The organism is Hymenobacter chitinivorans DSM 11115 (assembly GCF_002797555.1).
GTDB lineage: Bacteria > Bacteroidota > Bacteroidia > Cytophagales > Hymenobacteraceae > Hymenobacter > Hymenobacter chitinivorans.
Map to the genome: position 1 here is coordinate 419,429 of NZ_PGFA01000001.1, position 16,454 is coordinate 435,882.

Below are 16,454 nucleotides of genomic sequence, written 5' to 3' on the forward strand. Positions count from 1 at the left end.
ACAATCAGCCCAAAACGGGCCGCAAAGATAGACGGACTATCCGACAATTAAAACTCGTGCTCCGCTTTGTCGGGACAAGCACGGGCAAAACCAACCTGGTTGGCTCAGGGGCGGAGCATTTGCTGTTGCACCAGTTGCTCGGCCTGCTGCCGCTGCTGCAACACGCGCAGATACGCTACGGCCGGCCGCATTTGGCAGGTGTAAGCCGCTTTGCGGGCGTAATCAATGGCCTCAGGCAGGTGGTTGTTCATTTCCTCGTACACGGCCAGATTATAAAACGCCCGGCCCGCTACGACGTGGTTGAGGTTGCGGGCGGCTTGCTGCCAGCGGGCCGCAGCCTGGGTCCAGTCGGTGGCTTGCACGCACTGCCGGGCTTGCTGCATGTGCGCATTCTTCTTGGCGCGGGTGTAGACGTTGCGCGACAACGGCACGTAGGACGGCGCAATCCGGCGGGCATACTGGTCGCCGATGCGGAGGGCCACTTCCCGGATGCAGCGCTCCGGGGCGGGCAGACCGGCCAGCGCGGCCTGGTAGCTGGCGCCTTCACTACTCCAGCCCAAATGGTCTTCCTGCCGGGCCTGGTCGACCACCAGCCCCTCGGGGCCGTAGGTGCGGAACCCGGACACAATGCGCATGTCCATGTGCACGACGGTTACCAGTACTTTCCGGTCGGGCTTGTCTTTCTCCTTAATCACCCGCTCTTCCTGGCGCCGCTGCAGCTGCATGTCGGAGTCGAAGGCTTCGAGTACCACCAGCCCATCGACCTGGGAGGTGCGGCAGACCCGCCGGACGTAGTCGGGAGCCATGGGCGGCAGGAAAAACTCGCGCGTGCGGCCGACGAGCTGCAGGTTGGCCGGCGTCACGCGGAAGCGGGGGCTGTTGCGCATCAGGGCCTCGCCGGTACTCAGCACGCAGGCTTCCGCCCCGGCCCGGTCCACCATCGGCCCTTCCCCCGTAAAAATTCCTTCCAGCACGTCGAAGAATTTGTCGCGGCGGCTGTCGGGCAGGATGCGGTTGGCGGTGGCAATACGCTGCAGGGTCGGGGGCATCGGTACCGAGGCCGGAGCCAGCGCCTCCAGGTGAACGGTCGTGGTGCAACTGCTGGCTAGGCCCAGGAAGACCAGGCTAACCCAGGCGGAACGGAGTAGAGAATATTTCATAGCCGGAAAATAAAAACGAGAAGAGGGGAACCTTTCAGCTCCCCTCTTCAACACCATGCCAAAAATTGGCTCCGGCTATATATAACCCGACCTACGCTGCCCGTTAGATAAACAGGGAGCTGATGCTTTCGTGGGTTACCACGTTGCGGATGGCCTGAGCAAACAGGTTGGCCAAGGAAATGACTTTGATTTTGGGGTTTTCCTGCTTCAGCGGAATCGTGTCGGTGATGACCAGCTCTTCCAGCACCGAGTTGCGGATCCGCTCGTGGGCCGGGCCACTGAGCACGCCGTGGGTAATAACGGCCCGCACCGACTTGGCCCCGCGCTCCATCAGCAGCTCGGCGGCCTTGCAGATGGTGCCGGCCGTATCCACGATGTCATCCACGAGGACCACGTTCATACCCGTCACGTCGCCGATGACCTGCATCGAGGCAATTTCGTTGGCCCGCAGGCGCATTTTGTCGCAAACCACGATTTCGGCCCCGAACTTCTTGGCAAAAGCGCGGGTGCGCACCACGCCGCCCACGTCGGGCGAGGCGAAAATCAGATCATCCAAACCCAGGGACTTTATATAAGGAGCCGAAACGGTGGCCCCGTCCAGATGATCCACCGGGATGTCGAAGAAACCCTGAATCTGGCCCGCATGCAGGTCGCAGGTCATCAGGCGGTCAGTGCCCACGCTCTGAATGAAGTCGGCCACGACTTTGGCGCCAATGCTCACGCGGGGCTTGTCCTTGCGGTCCTGGCGGGCGTAGCCGAAGTAGGGCATGACCACGGTGACCGAGGCAGCCGAGGCCCGCTTGGCGGCATCCACCATCAGCATCAGCTCCATCAGGTTTTCGGCCGGCGGGTTGGTGCTCTGAATAAGGAATACCGCGCAGCCCCGCACACTTTCGTTGAAGCTGGGGCCGAGTTCGGTGTCGGCGAAGCGCTGAATGCTCAAATCACCGAGCTGGGTACCGTATGCTTCGGCAATTGCTTTGCCGAGTTCAGGAGAAGCGTTTCCTGCAAAGATTTTAACCTGCTGAGCCATGGAGAGGGGTAAGGGGGCGAAAACGGAAGAAACTGAAAAAGCGAAAGGCGCCGATTCTTCCGGGGAGGAAGGATCAGCGCCTTTCGCGTTACTGTAGTCGGTTGTCCGACCAGGGCTCGAACCTGGACTTTCTTGAATCAAAATCAAGCGTGTTGCCAGTTACACCATCGGACAATTTCCAAGCGGCTATCGGTGTGGATGTGCCGTTTGGGTGTGCAAATGTACTACGGGAAACATTCAAGGCAAATTTTACCGCAAAAATTTTTGCAGAAATTTTCGGGTACTTCCCCGCAAAATATTGCGTTTTGGGGCTTACAGGTTGATAATCAGGGTGGATTAGGGTCGGAAAAAAGGCCCGAACTTTACTCCGGCCCGGCTTTGGCAAAGCCGGGATTAAGCCGTAGTTTTGCACCCTGAAAACGTTGCACCCATCTACATAAAGACTCGCAATGGCGAATAACGGTAAAATCACCCAGGTAATCGGTCCCGTTGTGGACGTGAGCTTCGCGGGTGAAGGCTCTACGCTCCCCAATATCCTCGACGCACTCGAAGTCACGAAAGACAACGGCCAGGTAGTCATCCTGGAGTGCCAGCAACACCTCGGTGAAGACCGTGTGCGCACCATCGCCATGGACTCGACCGAAGGTCTGACCCGCGGCGCGGTAGTACGGAACCTGGGCGCCCCCATGTCGATGCCCACGGGCGAAGGCGTGAAAGGTCGTCTGTTCAACGTGGTAGGCTACGCCATCGACGGCATCCCGCAGCCCAAGAGCGACGGCCCGCTGCCGATTCACCGCCAGCCCCCGCCCTTCGAGGACCTGGCCACGTCGTCGGAAATCCTCTTCACGGGTATTAAAGTAATTGACCTGCTCGCTCCCTATGTAAAAGGTGGCAAAATTGGTTTGTTCGGTGGTGCCGGCGTTGGCAAGACTGTACTGATCATGGAGCTGGTAAACAACATTGCCAAAGCTTACGCTGGTCTGTCGGTATTTGCCGGCGTGGGTGAGCGTACCCGCGAAGGCAATGACCTGTTGCGCGAATTCATTGAGTCGGACATCATCAAGTACGGTGAGGAGTTCAAGCACTCAATGGAAGCTGGCGGCTGGGACCTCTCGAAGGTAGACCAGAACGAGCTGCTCAAGTCGCAGGCTACCCTGGTGTTCGGCCAGATGAACGAGCCCCCCGGAGCCCGGGCCCGCGTAGCCCTGTCGGGTCTAACCATTGCGGAAAACTTCCGCGACGGTGACGGCTCGGGTGCCGGCCGCGACATCCTGTTCTTCATCGACAACATTTTCCGCTTTACCCAGGCGGGTTCGGAAGTATCGGCTCTGCTGGGCCGGATGCCTTCGGCCGTAGGTTACCAGCCCACGTTGGCTACCGAAATGGGTGCCATGCAGGAGCGCATCACCTCGACCAAGCGTGGTTCCATCACCTCGGTACAGGCTGTGTATGTACCGGCTGATGACTTGACTGACCCGGCTCCGGCTAACACCTTTGCCCACTTGGACGCTACCACGGTACTGTCGCGTAAGATTGCCGAGCTCGGCATCTACCCGGCTGTTGACCCGCTGGACTCCACCTCGCGCATCCTGTCGATTGAAGTACTCGGTGCCGAGCACTACAACACGGCTCAGCGCGTGAAGGAGATTCTGCAGCGTTACAAGGAACTGCAGGACATCATCGCCATCCTGGGGATGGACGAACTCTCGGAAGAGGATAAGCTGACCGTAACGCGCGCCCGCCGGGTGCAGCGTTTCCTGTCGCAGCCCTTCTTCGTGGCCGAGCAGTTTACCGGTCTGGCCGGCGTACTGGTTGACATCAAGGATACCATCAAAGGCTTCAACGCCATCATCGACGGTACCTACGACCACCTGCCCGAGTCGGCTTTCAACCTGGTTGGCACCATCGAGGATGCCATTGCCAAGGGTGCCAAGCTGATGGCTGAAGCCAAGTAATTTTATCTAATGTGCGAATGTGATTGAATATGCTGATGTGCTAAGGCAGAATTTTCTGGTTAACACATCAGCATATTTAATTAGCACACCAGCACATTTCCACATTAGCACATTAATACCATGCGTTTAGAAATCATCACGCCGGACCGGAAGGTATTTGAGGGCGACGTAGTGTCGGCGCAATTTCCGGGTACCGACGGGCTGTTTGAGGTCCTCAACAACCACGCTCCGCTGATCAGCGCCCTCAAGTCGGGCGACATCACGGTGACGGGTGCCGCCGGCCGCGAATCCTTCCGCATCGAAGGAGGCGTGGTGGAAGTGCTCCGCAACAATGTGATTGTACTGGCCGAAGGCGTAGTGGCGTAAGCTACTTGACGGCTCAACAATACGGAAGCCCCGCATCTGGCAACAGGTGCGGGGCTTTTTGGTGGCCGTACTTTTTTGGTAATAAGCAGCGGCCAAACTGAAAAAAAGTGCGACGGATCAGTAGCTTGCGGTGCTCATCCGTTTTGTATTCATTCCTTATTTATGCGCAAGCTCCTTGCCTTCACTTTGCTCGCTCTTACTGCCGTTGCCGGGCGCGCCCAGACGTACCAGATTGATTATCGGCGGGCCATGCAGGCCCAGGATACGGCCAAGGTTCGGAAAGTGCTGACCACTTGGCAGCAGAAAAAGCCCCAGGACCCCGACTGGTACGTGGCCAATTTTAACTACCTACTGAAGAAATCCTACCGGGTGGTGGTCAGCGCGGACCCGGACAAGAAAGGCGGGGTGGTGTTCAGCAAGCCCGATGGAAAGGCCGCCGGCTCCATCAGTAAAGGCTACGAGCCCACGCTGCTGGCGGCGGCCCGCGCCACGCTGCGGGATGGTATCCGGGTGGCGCCCGACCGGCTGGACATGCGCTTTGGCCTAGCCAAAACCTACGAAATGACCCAGGAACCGGCCGCCGAAATCGAGGTGCTGACGGCCGCCCTAGCCGATCGGCAAGCCAGCGGTAAACCCTGGCGGTGGCGGGATGGGGCGGCTTTGCCCGCGGCCGAGAAGGTGTTTGTGCCCGAAAGCATGGAGGAGTACATGCTGCCCTACTGGCAGATGCAAAATGCCGAAGCGGACGAGGTGGTGCGGCAACTGGCCGAGCTGCTGGGCAAATACTACCCCGAAAGCTCATTGGCGCCCTTCAACCTGGGCACGTACTACGCCCAGAAAAAGGAGTGGCAGAAGTCGTTGGAGCTGTTTGAGCAGGCCAATACCCGCAAGCCCAACGACTGGCAAACCCTAGCCAACCTGACCAAGGTAGAAATTGAACTGGGCCATAAGACCCAGGCCCAGCAATATCTGGCGGCGTTGCGCAAGCTACCAGAAGGCCGCCCGGCCGCGGCCGACCTGAGTAAGGAAATTCGGGAGATGAAATAGCGCCCGGCGTTGCGCCCGGCCGTATCTTGCGGCCCCAAATACGTCCGTTTCCGCGCTAATCATGAAGATTACCCCTAAAATCACCCCGATTTACCAGACGTCCGTCTTCAAGTTTGACGACCTGAACGAACTGGAGCAATACTTTGGGGAGCCGGGGAGCCGGTATATGTACTCGCGCAACGGCAACCCCAACTCCGACGAGCTGGCCGCGGCCGTCAACAAGCTCGAGGGCGGGGTGGGGGCCATTGCTACCGGCTCGGGGATGGCCGCCATTTTCGCCGCCATCCTGGCCTACTGCCAGGCCGGGGACCATGTGCTGTGCGCGGCCGACATCTACGGGGGCTCTTCGTCGCTGCTGAATGCCGAGCTGAGCCGCATGGGCATCACGGTAAGTTACGTGCCGTTTGAGCAGCTCTACACGCTGGGGGAGTTTGTGCAGCCCACTACCCGGCTGCTGCTGGCCGAAACCATCAGCAACCCGCTGCTGCGCGTAGCCGATTTGCGCCGCCTGGCCGCCGAGTGTCACGCCCACGGGCTGAAGCTGGTGGTGGATAACACGTTTGCCTCGCCCATTATTACCCGGCCCCTGGAGCTGGGTGCCGACATCACCTTGCACAGCGTGACCAAGTACATTGCCGGGCACAGCGACGTAACGGCTGGCGTGGTGGTGACCAGCGACGCGGAAACGGCGGCCCGCCTCAAGCAGATTGGCGTGTTTTACGGCCTGACGCTGAGCCCGATGGAAAGCTGGCTGGCCGTGCGAGGCCTCAAAACCCTACGGCTGCGCATGCGGGAGCACAGCGCCAACGCCCTAGCCATTGCCAACTTCCTGGCGGCCCACCCCAAAGTGCGGCAAGTCAATTATCCGGGCCTGGAGGCCCACCCGCAGCACGCGCTGGCCCGGGAACAGGGCGCCGGGCAGTTTGGGGGCATGATGTCGTTTTTGCTGGCTGATGAAGCCGAAGCTGTCAACGAGCTGATGCACCGCACCAAACGGTTCCCCTTCGCGCCGTCCCTGGCCGGGGTCGACTCGTCCTTGTCGTATCCGCTGGGCACTTCGCACCGCTACCTCACGCCCGAGCAGCAGCGGGAGCTGGGCATTACCGTGGGATTGGTGCGGCTGTCGGTAGGCATTGAGCCCCTGGAAGACCTGCTAGCCGACCTGGCGCAGGCCTTGGATTGAGCTATAAACGGCCCCAATTTAATAGTTGAATACAATTTATTAAGTCTGATTGAGTAGGGGTAATTCATTGAAATAAAGGCCTTTGTGTTTGATTATGGGCTAAAGTAAAAGTCCTGGAAAGTTGTTTTTTAGGGTTAAGCTTGCCGGAAAGGTGTCGTATTTCGCAGCAGTACAACAGTGTATTGCTGGCTAGTCCGGCTTCGTTTCACGCTTTCCCAACTTACTTGCTCATGGCTTCTGCTTCATCCCGCTTGCCTCTTTCGCTTAAGCTTGTTGTCAGTGGCTTTCTGGCCGTGATGGTGCCGGTGTATTACCTCAACTACGGCCCCACCAACTTCCTCTACTTCTGCGACGTAGCCCTGCTCCTTTGCTTTGTGAGTTTGTGGACCGAGTCGGCGCTGCCGGCCTCGATGGCCGCGGTGGGCATCCTGCTGCCCCAGGCCTTCTGGTGCGCCGACTTCGTGGGCGAACTGCTGGGCATGCGTTTGGTGGGCATGACGAGCTACATGTTTGACCCCAACCGCTCGTTATTTCTGCGCGGGCTTTCCTTTTTCCACGGTTGGCTCCCGTTTCTGCTGCTGTTTCTGGTGAAGCGCCTGGGGTACGACCGGCGCGCCCTCTGGGCCTGGACCGGCCTGGGCTGGAGTCTGTGCCTGGTGGCCTACTTCCTGCTGCCCGCTGCCGGTACCGTCATGCCCGACCCCAAAATCCCGGTCAATATCAACTACGTTTTCGGCTTCGATGATGCCCACGCCCAGACTTGGCTGCCCGCGCCGGTATATTTGGTGTGCTGGATGACGGCGCTGCTGGCCGTATTCTACCTGCCCACCCATTTTGTACTGCGCAAAGTGTTTGGCAGCCCCATGCAACGTGCCAAAGGGCTCAGTACTTCGGAAGTTACGGGACGCCTAGCCGCGTAAGCACGCTGTCTTGCCCAATGCGTGGGGAAAATGCCGCGTTTAGCACCATCCACAGGCTTCGACACTATATACTGCCGGCTTAAGGTTTGTACTGCGTGCCATGCTTTTTGTACGGCTTGTGCTAGGCACTGAACTTTATGTACTGGGTAGCCGGAGTATGTACTAAATCACAGTCCAGATTAGGACTGCAGAATTTCGCGCAGGGCTCCAGCCACGCGGCGCAAATCGGTTTCCGTCATGGCCGAGCCGGAGGGCAGGCACAGGCCGCGGGCAAACAAATCGGCGCTGACGGCCTGGCCGTAGCGCGGCGTGTGGGCAAACAGCGGCTGCTGGTGCAGGGGCTTCCACAGGGGCCGCGACTCGACATTGTGGGTTTCCAGGTGCTGGTGGACTTGCTCGGGGGTGACGGAGGTATGTTCCGGGTCGAGGGTGACGGCTGTGAGCCAGCGGTTGGAGGTTCCCAGGGCCGGCTCGGTGGGCCCAAATTGCAGGGCCGGCACGTCGCGCAGGTTCTGCTCGTACCAGGCAAAGATTTCCCGGCGACTTTTCACCCGGCTGTCGATAAGCTCCATCTGGCCCCGCCCGATACCGGCCAGGATGTTGCTGAGCCGGTAGTTGTAGCCTACCGTGGAGTGCTGATAATACGGAGCCGGGTCTTTGGCCTGGGTGGCCAGAAACCGGGTTTTCTCGGCCCAGTCGGTCCGGTTGGTGACTAGGGCGCCGCCCCCGCTGGTGGTAATAATCTTGTTGCCGTTGAAGGAGAAAACGCCCACGTGGCCGAACGTGCCGAGGCGGCGGCCGTCGAAGCGGGAGCCCAGGGCTTCGGCGGCGTCTTCGAGCACCGGAATGTCGTGAGCCTCGGCAATGGCCAGCAGCTGGGGCAGCAAAGCTGGCATGCCATAGAGGTGCACCAGAATCAGGGCCTTGGGCTTTTTGCCGAGCCGAATTCGGTCTTCAATGGCCTCGCGCAGCCGGTCGGGGCACATATTCCAGGTGGTCGGCTCACTATCCACGAAGACGGGCGTGGCGCCCAGGTACAGAATCGGGTTGGCCGTAGCCACAAACGTAAACGAGGGGCAGAGCACTTCGTCGCCGGGCCCTACACCCAGCAGCAGCAGGCCCAGGTGAATGGCGGCCGTGCCCGAGGCCAGCGCCACGCAGTGGGCCGCGCCGGTATACTGGCAGATATCCTGCTCAAAACCCGCAAGGTTGGGGCCGGCCGGGGCCACCCAGTTATCCTCAATGGCCTTGTGCACATAGTTGAGCTCGTGACGGCCGAGGTGGGGCGGGGAAAGAAAGATTCGGTCGTAATCCTGACTATGCATGCGTTTTGATAACGGTGGCGGGTACGCCGACGGCGGTGCAGTCGGCGGGTAGGTCGCGCACGGCCACGGCCCCGGCGCCCACGATGGTGCGGGCCCCGATGCGGACCTGGTTGATAACGGTGGCGTTGGTACCTAAGTACACGCCGGTTTCCAGATACGCTTCGCCGCCCACGTTGGCGTGGGGCATCAGGGAGCAGAAGTCGGCGAGCACCGCGTCGTGGCCGATGGTGCAGCCCAGGTTGAGCAGCACGTGGCGGCCCAGGCGAATATCGGTGGTCAGAATGCAGCCCTGCCCGATGATGCAGCCTTCACCGAGCTCAATACGCTGGTAGAGCTGGCAGGCCACGGCCGGGTGCACCAGCGTGGCAAAGCGGAGTTGGGGCGAGGTAAGCAGCCCGGCAATGGTGGCCCGGCTGCGCCCGTTGCCGACGGCAATAATCACCTGTAGCGGCTCGGTAGTGGCATTCAAGGCGGCCGAGTCACCGAGGTAGGGCAGGTCGTGGATGATGGCCGTGGCCGGGCGCTGGTCGTCGTAGAAGCCGGCTAGCTGCCAGGTGGGGCGGGCTTCGTTGATTTGCCGGGCCAGCACCAGCACTTCCCGGCCCAGCCCCCCGGCGCCGAATATCACCAGCTTGGGCAGCGGGTCGGATGCAGCAATACTATGCGTGAAGAAATGGGTCATGCAACAGGGGGAGAAGAAGCGGGCGGCGAGCCGGTAAAAGCTTCCGTGGTAGCTTGGCCGGGGGCCGAAATGCCCTGGGCCCCGAGCACCCGCCGCGCGGTGAGCAGCAAAATGCGCAGGTCCAGGGCCAGGGACAGGTGGTCGACATACCAGACGTCGAAGGCAAACTTTTGTTCCCACGACAGGGCGTTGCGGCCGTTGACCTGGGCCCAGCCCGTGATGCCGGGCTTGACCTCGTGGCGGCGGGCCTGCTCGGGCGAGTATAGCGGCAGATACTGGGGCAGCAGGGGCCGTGGGCCCACCAGGCTCAGTTCCCCGCGCACCACGTTCCAGAGCTGGGGCAGCTCATCCAGGGACGAAGCGCGCAGCCAGCGGCCCAACCGGGTGAGGCGCTGGGCGTCGGGCAGCAGATGGCCGGCCGCGTCGCGGGCGTCGGACATGGTTTGGAGCTTATAGAGCGTGAACAGGGCGCCGGCCCGGCCCGGCCGGAGCTGACGAAACAGGACGGCTCCCCGGTTCTGGAAAGCCAGCAGCAGGGCCGCCCCCAGCAGCAGCGGCAGCGTGAGCAGGGCCGCGGGCAGGGCCACGACAAGGTCAAGCCCACGCTTGCCCCAGTTTGGGTACCAGGATGCGGATTCAGAAACGGCCATACGCGTAATAAAAGCCCTGGTCACGGAGAGCGGGCTAAGGGCAAAAATATGCTTTTTATGCAGCGCAGGCCGTAGCTTGCGGCGTGTCCGGGCCCTGGCGCGTCCAACTTCCGCTTCTGGTGGTTGAATCCGCCCCCGTTTGGGGCTCATTTTTCTGCTTTCCGCCTCTGCCTGTTCTGCTTATGCTCGTCTTTCCCAACGCCAAACTCAACCTGGGCCTTTACGTCACGGAGCAGCGGCCCGACGGGTTTCGCAACCTCGAATCGGTGTTTGTGCCCCTGCCGTGGTGCGACGCGCTGGAAGTGCTGCAAGCCCCGGCCACTGCCCTGACTTTGTCGGGCATCCCGATTCCGGGTGAGGCGGCCACCAACCTGTGCTGGCGGGCCTACGAGTTGCTCAAAGCGGATTTTGACCTGCCCGCCGTGCAGATGCACTTGCACAAAGCCGTGCCCATCGGGGCGGGCCTGGGCGGCGGCTCCGGCGACGCGGCCTTTGCGCTGCGGGCTCTGCGGGAGCTGTTCGACTTGCCCCTGACCACCGGGCAGCTCCAGCAGTACGCCCGCCGCCTGGGCTCCGACTGCGCCTTTTTCGTGGAGAACAAGCCGGTTTTTGCTTACGAGAAAGGGGACATATTCGCGCCCATTACGCTTGATTTGACGGGCGTGGCCTGCCAGGTGGTGTACCCCAATCTGCACATCAGCACGGCCGAAGCGTATGCCCGCGTGGGCACCCGCCCGCCCCGCCACGACCTGCGCCAAAGCCTGGCCCAGCCCATGGCCACCTGGCGCGACACGGTGACCAATGACTTTGAAGACGCCCTGACCCCGCATTACCCGGTGCTGGCCGACATAAAAGCCGCCTTATACGCCGCCGGCGCTACCTACGCCAGCCTGTCGGGCTCGGGCTCGGCGGTGTACGGCTTGTTTCCGGATAGTGAGCTGCCGCCGCTGACGTGGTCGTCGGAATATCAGGTGTGGAGTGGGCCGCTGTAGCCTCCGGCAAGCATTGGAAAAGCGGCTTCGCGGGCTGTGCCAACTGCTGCCGGTAGCCGCCGGGCTGCTGGCGGCGGGTTGTGCGCCGGCTGAACCGCCGCCGCTGCGCATCAGCGTGGTAGGCGACGTGCTCCTGGACCGGGGCGTACCCGCGGCGGCGCGGCGCGACAGTGCCCGGCTGCAACGTACTGCCCGGCGGCTCTGGGAGGCCAGCCGCTACGTAATCGGCAACCTGGAGTGCCCTTTGGCTTCCGCGGCGGTGCCGGTGCGCAAGCAGTTTTCGTTTCGGGGGCAGCCGCAGGCGGCACGGTGGCTGCGGCGGCTGGGGTTTACCCAGCTGTCCTTGGCCAACAACCACACGCTCGACCAGCAGCTGGCCGGGTTGCGCACAACTCATGAGGTATTGCGGCAAGCTGGGCTAGTCGGGCTTGGCTTTGCGGCTGATTCTCTGGCTGGCTGCCTGCCTACTTTGCTTGGTCCCGACAGCAGCGTGGCCGTTTTTGCCTACTCGGCCCTGCACGTAAGCGCCCGGGGTCAAGGCTGCCTGTGCGGGCGGGATTTTACAATTCTCTGCGAACGGGTGGCGGCCTACAAAACGCTGTTTCCCCGCCGGGCCGTCATTGTATACCTGCACTGGGGCACCGAGTACTCTTTCGAACCCGGGCCCGAGCAACGGCAGCAGGCACGCATGCTTATCGACTGCGGCGCCGCCGCCGTGGTGGGGGCGCATCCGCACGTGGTGCAGGCGGCCGAGTTTTACCGGGGCCGTCCTATTCTCTATAGCCTGGGCAATTTCCTTTTCGACCAGCAGGGCCGGGGGGCCGACCTGGCCGCCCAGGCCGATTTTGACGTGCGCGCCGGCCGCGTGGTGGCCACCTGGATTCGGCCGCTGCGCCTGCGGGGCGCGGTGCCCCAGCCCGCCGACGAAACCGCCCGTGCTATGCTCGCCGCTCGGCTGCAAGGCGCTTCCTCCGCGCTACGGCTGGTGCCCGACCCGGCCGGTACCGGCTGGCAATTGCTGCCAAGCGTAGCAGCCGCAGCGGATACTACGGCCGCTTGTACTGCCCGCCAGCTGGTGCTGCCGGCTGCTGGCGCTACCGTGCGGCTGCGCTACCGGCCCCGCGTCCGGGAATATCAGGTGCAAACGACAATTGGGCCCACCACGACGGTGCTGGATCTGGGCTTTCCGCTGTACCGCTTCACCCAGGGCGACGTGGACAACGACGGACAACCTGATTTGCTGGTGGGCCCCGTAAAGGCCACGCGCTTCGACTCCACGGTGCGCCGGCGCTTGTTCGTGTACCAGCTCCGGCAAGGCCGCTGGGTGCCCCGCTGGCTGGGTTCCCGGGTGGTGTACCGCCTGCTATATTTCCGCCCGGCCCGCGCGCCGGATACCCGTACCGTTGTGCTTACCTTGGAGCAGGCGCCCGATGGCCAGTACTGGGTGGGGCGCTATTACTGGCAGGGGTTTGGTCTGGTGCTCGACCGATTTGTGTACCACAGCCGCTCCTTGGACGCGGCATATTTGCAGTTTGTGTAGATTTAACTAGTTGATTATGAATCGTAATTCGATAATTGCAGTGGCCTTGGTAATTCTGGTGGCCCTGGGCGCCGGGTTGTTTTTCTGGCGGCGGCCTGCTGCCCAAGTCCCGGCTCCGGCGGCAGCAAAAGCAGCAGCCACCCCCGCGCCCCAGCTCACAGATTCGGCGCATGATAATGGCTTTGGGGAAATAGTGCCCGTGGTGGCCGCCGCCGATAAGCGCCTGCTGACCAGCTACTACCAGCGGCCCTACATCAAAGAGTATTATACGGAAGAGTACTACGAAGAATTCAGCCCCGAAAGCGCCCACGAGGCCCCGCTGCCCACGTTCGACTATGACCAGAACCTGGATGGCAAGTCCTACCTCGACTTGCTGCTGCTGCGCAACACCGTGTACGCCCGTAATGGCTACTGCTTTCTGAACGCCACGGCCCGCAAGTACTTCAGCAAACAAAACTGGTACCGTCCCGTGTGGAGCGAGGTAATTACGGACAGCACCGGCCGGGAGCTGCAGCCCGCCGACTCGCTGCTGCCGGTGCCGCTGGACCCCCGGGAGCTAGCCTTTGTGCAACGGGTCCACGCCCGCGAAACCGAGCTGCTGCGGCAGCGCGAAGCCCGGCAAAACGGCTATGCCATGATTGGCTTCGACTACGTAGTCAACCAGCGCGACCTGCTGGTAACGCCGCTCATGCGCACCGTGCTCAACGGTAACAACTTTGTGCTGGTGCCCACCCGCGAGGAGCAGATCTTCTTCATCTACGACCAGAACCAGTACGACCATACGCCCAACTTTATTACCACCGACCTGGTGCTGCAGCTGCTGCATAAGTACCTCAACGGCATTTTGAGCGACGTGGAAGAGCAGCGCCTGGGGCCGGTGGTGGCCACGGTGCTAAGCCAGGGCGTGGGCCAGGCCCAACAGCTGGCCCAACGCGCCCAGCAGCCCCTGGCCCGGGACGCGGCCGAGTGGGCCGTGGCGTACTACAGTGTGGGCCGCGCTTTGCTTACCGGGGCCCCGCTGCCGGCCAGCGGCGCCTACGCCGATGCTGCGACCCGGGAAGTAGCCATGTGCACGGCCGCCGAAGGCCGACAGTCAGTGCTGCTTCAGGACTCTCTGTTCGATTACGCCGTGTGCAAGCCCCGGGGCATGTACACCCGCAACGACACCACGCGCCGCTATTTCCGGACGGTGAAATGGCTGAACTCGGCGCCCGTATTCCTGGATTCCGATGCCGGCGTGCTGCGGGCCGTGGCGCTGGCCCAGGCGTTGGCGGGCAGCAAAAGCGGGCAGCGGGGCTTTGAGAACCTGACCCAGGTGCTGGATGTGCTGGTCGGCGACGAGGACAACCGCTCGTTGACCCACCTGCTGCGCCTGCTCAAAACCCGCTACGCCGGCCAGTCGCTCGACCAGCTGGCGGCTCCGGCCACGCTGGCCGCCATCCGCCGGGAGCTCATTGCCGCCGGCTCCGACCGAATCCGGGTGAAGGGGGCTTCTGCCCATGCTATGGTGGCTGTAGAACGGCCTAAGCTGCTCTTTACGGCCGGCCGTTACACCTTCGACGGCGAAATTCTCTCCCGCCTCACCAACGTGCTGCGGTCCAAGCCCCGGCAAGATCCGCCGCGGCCGTTTCCCAAAGGACTCGACGTATTCGCCACTTTTGGTAACCGCACGGCCCAGGATATTCTGCTCACCCAGTATAAGGAAGCAGCTAATTGGCCCGCTTACCCAGATACGCTCCGGGCCCTGCAGCGGCAGTTTGCCGGCTTCAAGGGCTGGGACCAGAACCTCTACACCAAAACGATGCAGATGCTGCTGGCCCTAAACGCGCCAGCCCCCGCACCCCAGCAGCTGCCGCTGTTTGCCCGCACTCCGGCCTGGCAAAAGCGCAACCTGAGCACCGCCCTGGGCGGCTGGGCCGAGTTGAAGCACGACCTATTGCTCTACACCGAGCAGCCTTCGGGTGCCGAAGCCGGCGGACCCAGCGGCGGGCCGCCGTCCCCACGCCACCTGAGCTACGTGGAACCCAACCTGCCGTTCTGGGAGGCCGCCCTGGCCTTGCTCACCCAGCAGGACCGCAGCCTGACCCGCCTGCGGGCCAACACCGAGCACCTAACCGGGCTCAACAAGGAAATCCGGGAGCTAGTAACCCGCCTGCGCGACCTCAGTGCCAAGGAAATCAAGCACGAGCGGCTGACGTACGACGAAATGGAGAAGCTAAGCTGGATTGGCGGCGAAGTGGAAAGCCTCACGTTCCGCATCCTCAAAACCCAGCAGCTGCCCGACCGGGAGCGGCAAATGGCGCTGGTGGCCGACGTGTACAGCTTCAATCAAACCGTGCTGGAAGAGGCTGTCGGCGCCGTCGATGCTCTTTACGTGGTAGTCGACATTGAGGGCGCGCCGGTGCTGGCCCGGGGTGGGGTGTTCAGCTACTACGAGTTTACCAGCCCCGCGCGGCTGACCGACGAAGAGTGGCAGGCCCAGCTGGCCCGGCAGGCGCCGGCCCGGCCGCAGTGGCTGCGAGGGTTCATTGTGCCCGTCAAGGAGCTGGCGACCCAGGGAGGCAGTACGCTCGACTAAAAACCGCGCTACGGATTCGTGACGACGACTTCTTCCGGTACCGGCTCGTGCTGGCGACGGGCCCGCCGCTGATTCCACTGGTCGAGCACGGGGTGAATAAGCACGCTGAAGAGGATGACCACTGTGCCCAGGTAGAAGCCAGTCGACATCTTTTCCCGGGCCCCGAAAATCAGTACGGCCAGGATAATGCCGTACACGGGCTCCAGGTTGATGGTCAGGTTGATAACAAAGGCCGAGAGACGCTTCATCAGCTCTACCGACGAGGAAAAAGCATATACCGTGCATACGCCGGCCAGCAGCAGCAGCCAGAGCCAGTCGAGCGGCTTGAGGGCCAGCTGCAGGCCGGCGCCTTCGGTGTAGTAGCGCGAGTAAATGGGGAAGAAGAACCCAATGCTCAGGCAGGCGCCGGCCATTTCGTAGAACGTGAGCTTGAGCGGCGTGTGTTGCTTGACCAGCTTGGAATTGAGCACGCTAAACAGCGCCGAGAGCCCCGCCGATATAATGGCCACACCCAGGCCCAGCAGCTGGTCCAGCTCAGCCTGCGACACGAGGTAGAGTCCAACCATCGTCAGCAAGCCTAGCCCGACCTCGTAGGCCCGCACCCGCCGCCACAGCAGCAGCGGCTCCAACAGGGACGTCCACAGCGCCAGCGTAGCCAGGCCCGCCAAACACACGCTCACCGACGAGAGCCGGGCGGCCAGAAAGAACGTAATCCAGTGTACGGCCACCAGGGCCCCCACCGCCAGCAGCCGCAGGGCCTGGGCCAGCGGCAGGCGCCAATCCTGCTTGCGCACCGTGAGCAGCACGCCCAGCCCGGCCGAGGCCAGCAGCGTGCGCCAGAACACCAACTCCACCGGCGGCACCGAAATCAGCTTGCCCAAAATAGCCGTGAAGCCCCACAGCAGGACAATAAAGTGCAAACGCAGGTAGTCTTTGAGCATAGAGCGAAGTGGTGAATGAGTGAATGAGTGAAGTGAATGTTCGACTTGCGCCAGAGGCGCCATTGGCGCAACTCCGCAAGAC

Annotated in this window: 14 protein-coding genes and 1 tRNA gene; 8 read left to right on the forward strand and 7 right to left on the reverse strand. The window is 62.1% G+C overall.

What is annotated here, in order from left to right; genetic code table 11:
- Positions 1-104: 104 nt before the first annotated feature.
- The 3 genes from CLV45_RS01585 to CLV45_RS01595 form a co-directional block, all read right to left on the reverse strand.
- Positions 105-1,160: a DUF6340 family protein gene (locus CLV45_RS01585; RefSeq protein WP_100334649.1), complete on the reverse strand. Its 1,056-nt coding sequence runs from the start codon at positions 1,158-1,160 to the stop codon at positions 105-107.
- Positions 1,161-1,263: 103 nt separating this feature from the next.
- The gene (locus tag CLV45_RS01590; protein ID WP_100334650.1) at positions 1,264-2,193 is read right to left on the reverse strand and encodes a ribose-phosphate pyrophosphokinase; all 930 of its coding nucleotides are present in this window, start codon (positions 2,191-2,193) and stop codon (positions 1,264-1,266) included.
- Positions 2,194-2,294: 101 nt separating this feature from the next.
- A tRNA-Gln gene (locus tag CLV45_RS01595) sits at positions 2,295-2,367 on the reverse strand.
- Between the two features lie 275 nt (positions 2,368-2,642).
- Here CLV45_RS01595 and atpD point away from each other — a divergent pair.
- From atpD to CLV45_RS01620, 5 genes are all read left to right on the forward strand, one after another.
- Positions 2,643-4,148 (forward strand): F0F1 ATP synthase subunit beta, encoded by a 1,506-nt coding sequence (gene atpD / locus CLV45_RS01600; RefSeq protein WP_100334651.1) that lies wholly within the window; start codon positions 2,643-2,645, stop codon positions 4,146-4,148.
- A 120-nt stretch (positions 4,149-4,268) separates the two neighbouring features.
- Positions 4,269-4,514, forward strand: a complete 246-nt coding sequence (gene atpC / locus CLV45_RS01605) for an ATP synthase F1 subunit epsilon (protein WP_100334652.1) — start codon at positions 4,269-4,271, stop codon at positions 4,512-4,514.
- 162 nt (positions 4,515-4,676) lie between these two features.
- Positions 4,677-5,561 (forward strand): tetratricopeptide repeat protein, encoded by an 885-nt coding sequence (locus CLV45_RS01610; RefSeq protein WP_100334653.1) that lies wholly within the window; start codon positions 4,677-4,679, stop codon positions 5,559-5,561.
- A 61-nt stretch (positions 5,562-5,622) separates the two neighbouring features.
- Positions 5,623-6,744 carry a trans-sulfuration enzyme family protein gene (locus CLV45_RS01615; RefSeq protein WP_100334654.1) on the forward strand — a complete coding sequence of 374 codons (1,122 nt, stop codon included), beginning with the start codon at positions 5,623-5,625 and terminating at the stop codon, positions 6,742-6,744.
- Between the two features lie 230 nt (positions 6,745-6,974).
- Positions 6,975-7,664 carry a membrane-associated protein gene (locus CLV45_RS01620; RefSeq protein ID WP_211289886.1) on the forward strand — a complete coding sequence of 230 codons (690 nt, stop codon included), beginning with the start codon at positions 6,975-6,977 and terminating at the stop codon, positions 7,662-7,664.
- Between the two features lie 179 nt (positions 7,665-7,843).
- On the opposite strand, the gene CLV45_RS01625 is transcribed toward CLV45_RS01620, so the two are convergent.
- Genes CLV45_RS01625 through CLV45_RS01635 form a run of 3 tightly spaced genes read right to left on the reverse strand, consistent with a single transcriptional unit; the run spans position 7,844 to position 10,321 of the window.
- Positions 7,844-8,989, reverse strand: coding sequence for a DegT/DnrJ/EryC1/StrS family aminotransferase (locus tag CLV45_RS01625; RefSeq protein WP_100334655.1), 1,146 nt, complete (start codon positions 8,987-8,989; stop codon positions 7,844-7,846).
- Positions 8,982-9,671: an acetyltransferase gene (locus CLV45_RS01630; RefSeq protein WP_100334656.1), complete on the reverse strand. Its 690-nt coding sequence runs from the start codon at positions 9,669-9,671 to the stop codon at positions 8,982-8,984. Before CLV45_RS01630 ends, CLV45_RS01625 begins: the two co-directional genes overlap by 8 nt.
- Complete coding sequence (locus CLV45_RS01635) at positions 9,668-10,321, reverse strand: sugar transferase (RefSeq protein ID WP_100334657.1); 654 nt, start codon at positions 10,319-10,321, stop codon at positions 9,668-9,670. The genes CLV45_RS01630 and CLV45_RS01635 overlap by 4 nt, the downstream gene beginning before the upstream one ends.
- A 182-nt stretch (positions 10,322-10,503) precedes the next feature.
- Between CLV45_RS01635 and ispE the strand changes: the two genes are divergently transcribed.
- From ispE to CLV45_RS01650, 3 genes are read left to right on the forward strand one after another with little or no spacing between them, the layout of a single operon-like run.
- Positions 10,504-11,313, forward strand: a complete 810-nt coding sequence (gene ispE, locus CLV45_RS01640) for a 4-(cytidine 5'-diphospho)-2-C-methyl-D-erythritol kinase (RefSeq protein WP_100334658.1) — start codon at positions 10,504-10,506, stop codon at positions 11,311-11,313.
- 13 nt (positions 11,314-11,326) lie between these two features.
- Entirely contained in the window at positions 11,327-12,853 is a 1,527-nt protein-coding gene (locus tag CLV45_RS25135) for a CapA family protein (RefSeq protein ID WP_170061797.1), read from the forward strand.
- 16 nt (positions 12,854-12,869) lie between these two features.
- Positions 12,870-15,431, forward strand: a complete 2,562-nt coding sequence (locus CLV45_RS01650; protein WP_100334660.1) for a DUF3160 domain-containing protein — start codon at positions 12,870-12,872, stop codon at positions 15,429-15,431.
- Positions 15,432-15,439: 8 nt separating this feature from the next.
- Here the strand turns inward: CLV45_RS01650 and CLV45_RS01655 are convergent, their stop codons facing one another.
- A complete protein-coding gene (locus CLV45_RS01655; protein ID WP_100334661.1) occupies positions 15,440-16,372 on the reverse strand; it encodes a DMT family transporter in 933 nt (310 codons plus the stop codon).
- Positions 16,373-16,454: the final 82 nt, after the last annotated feature.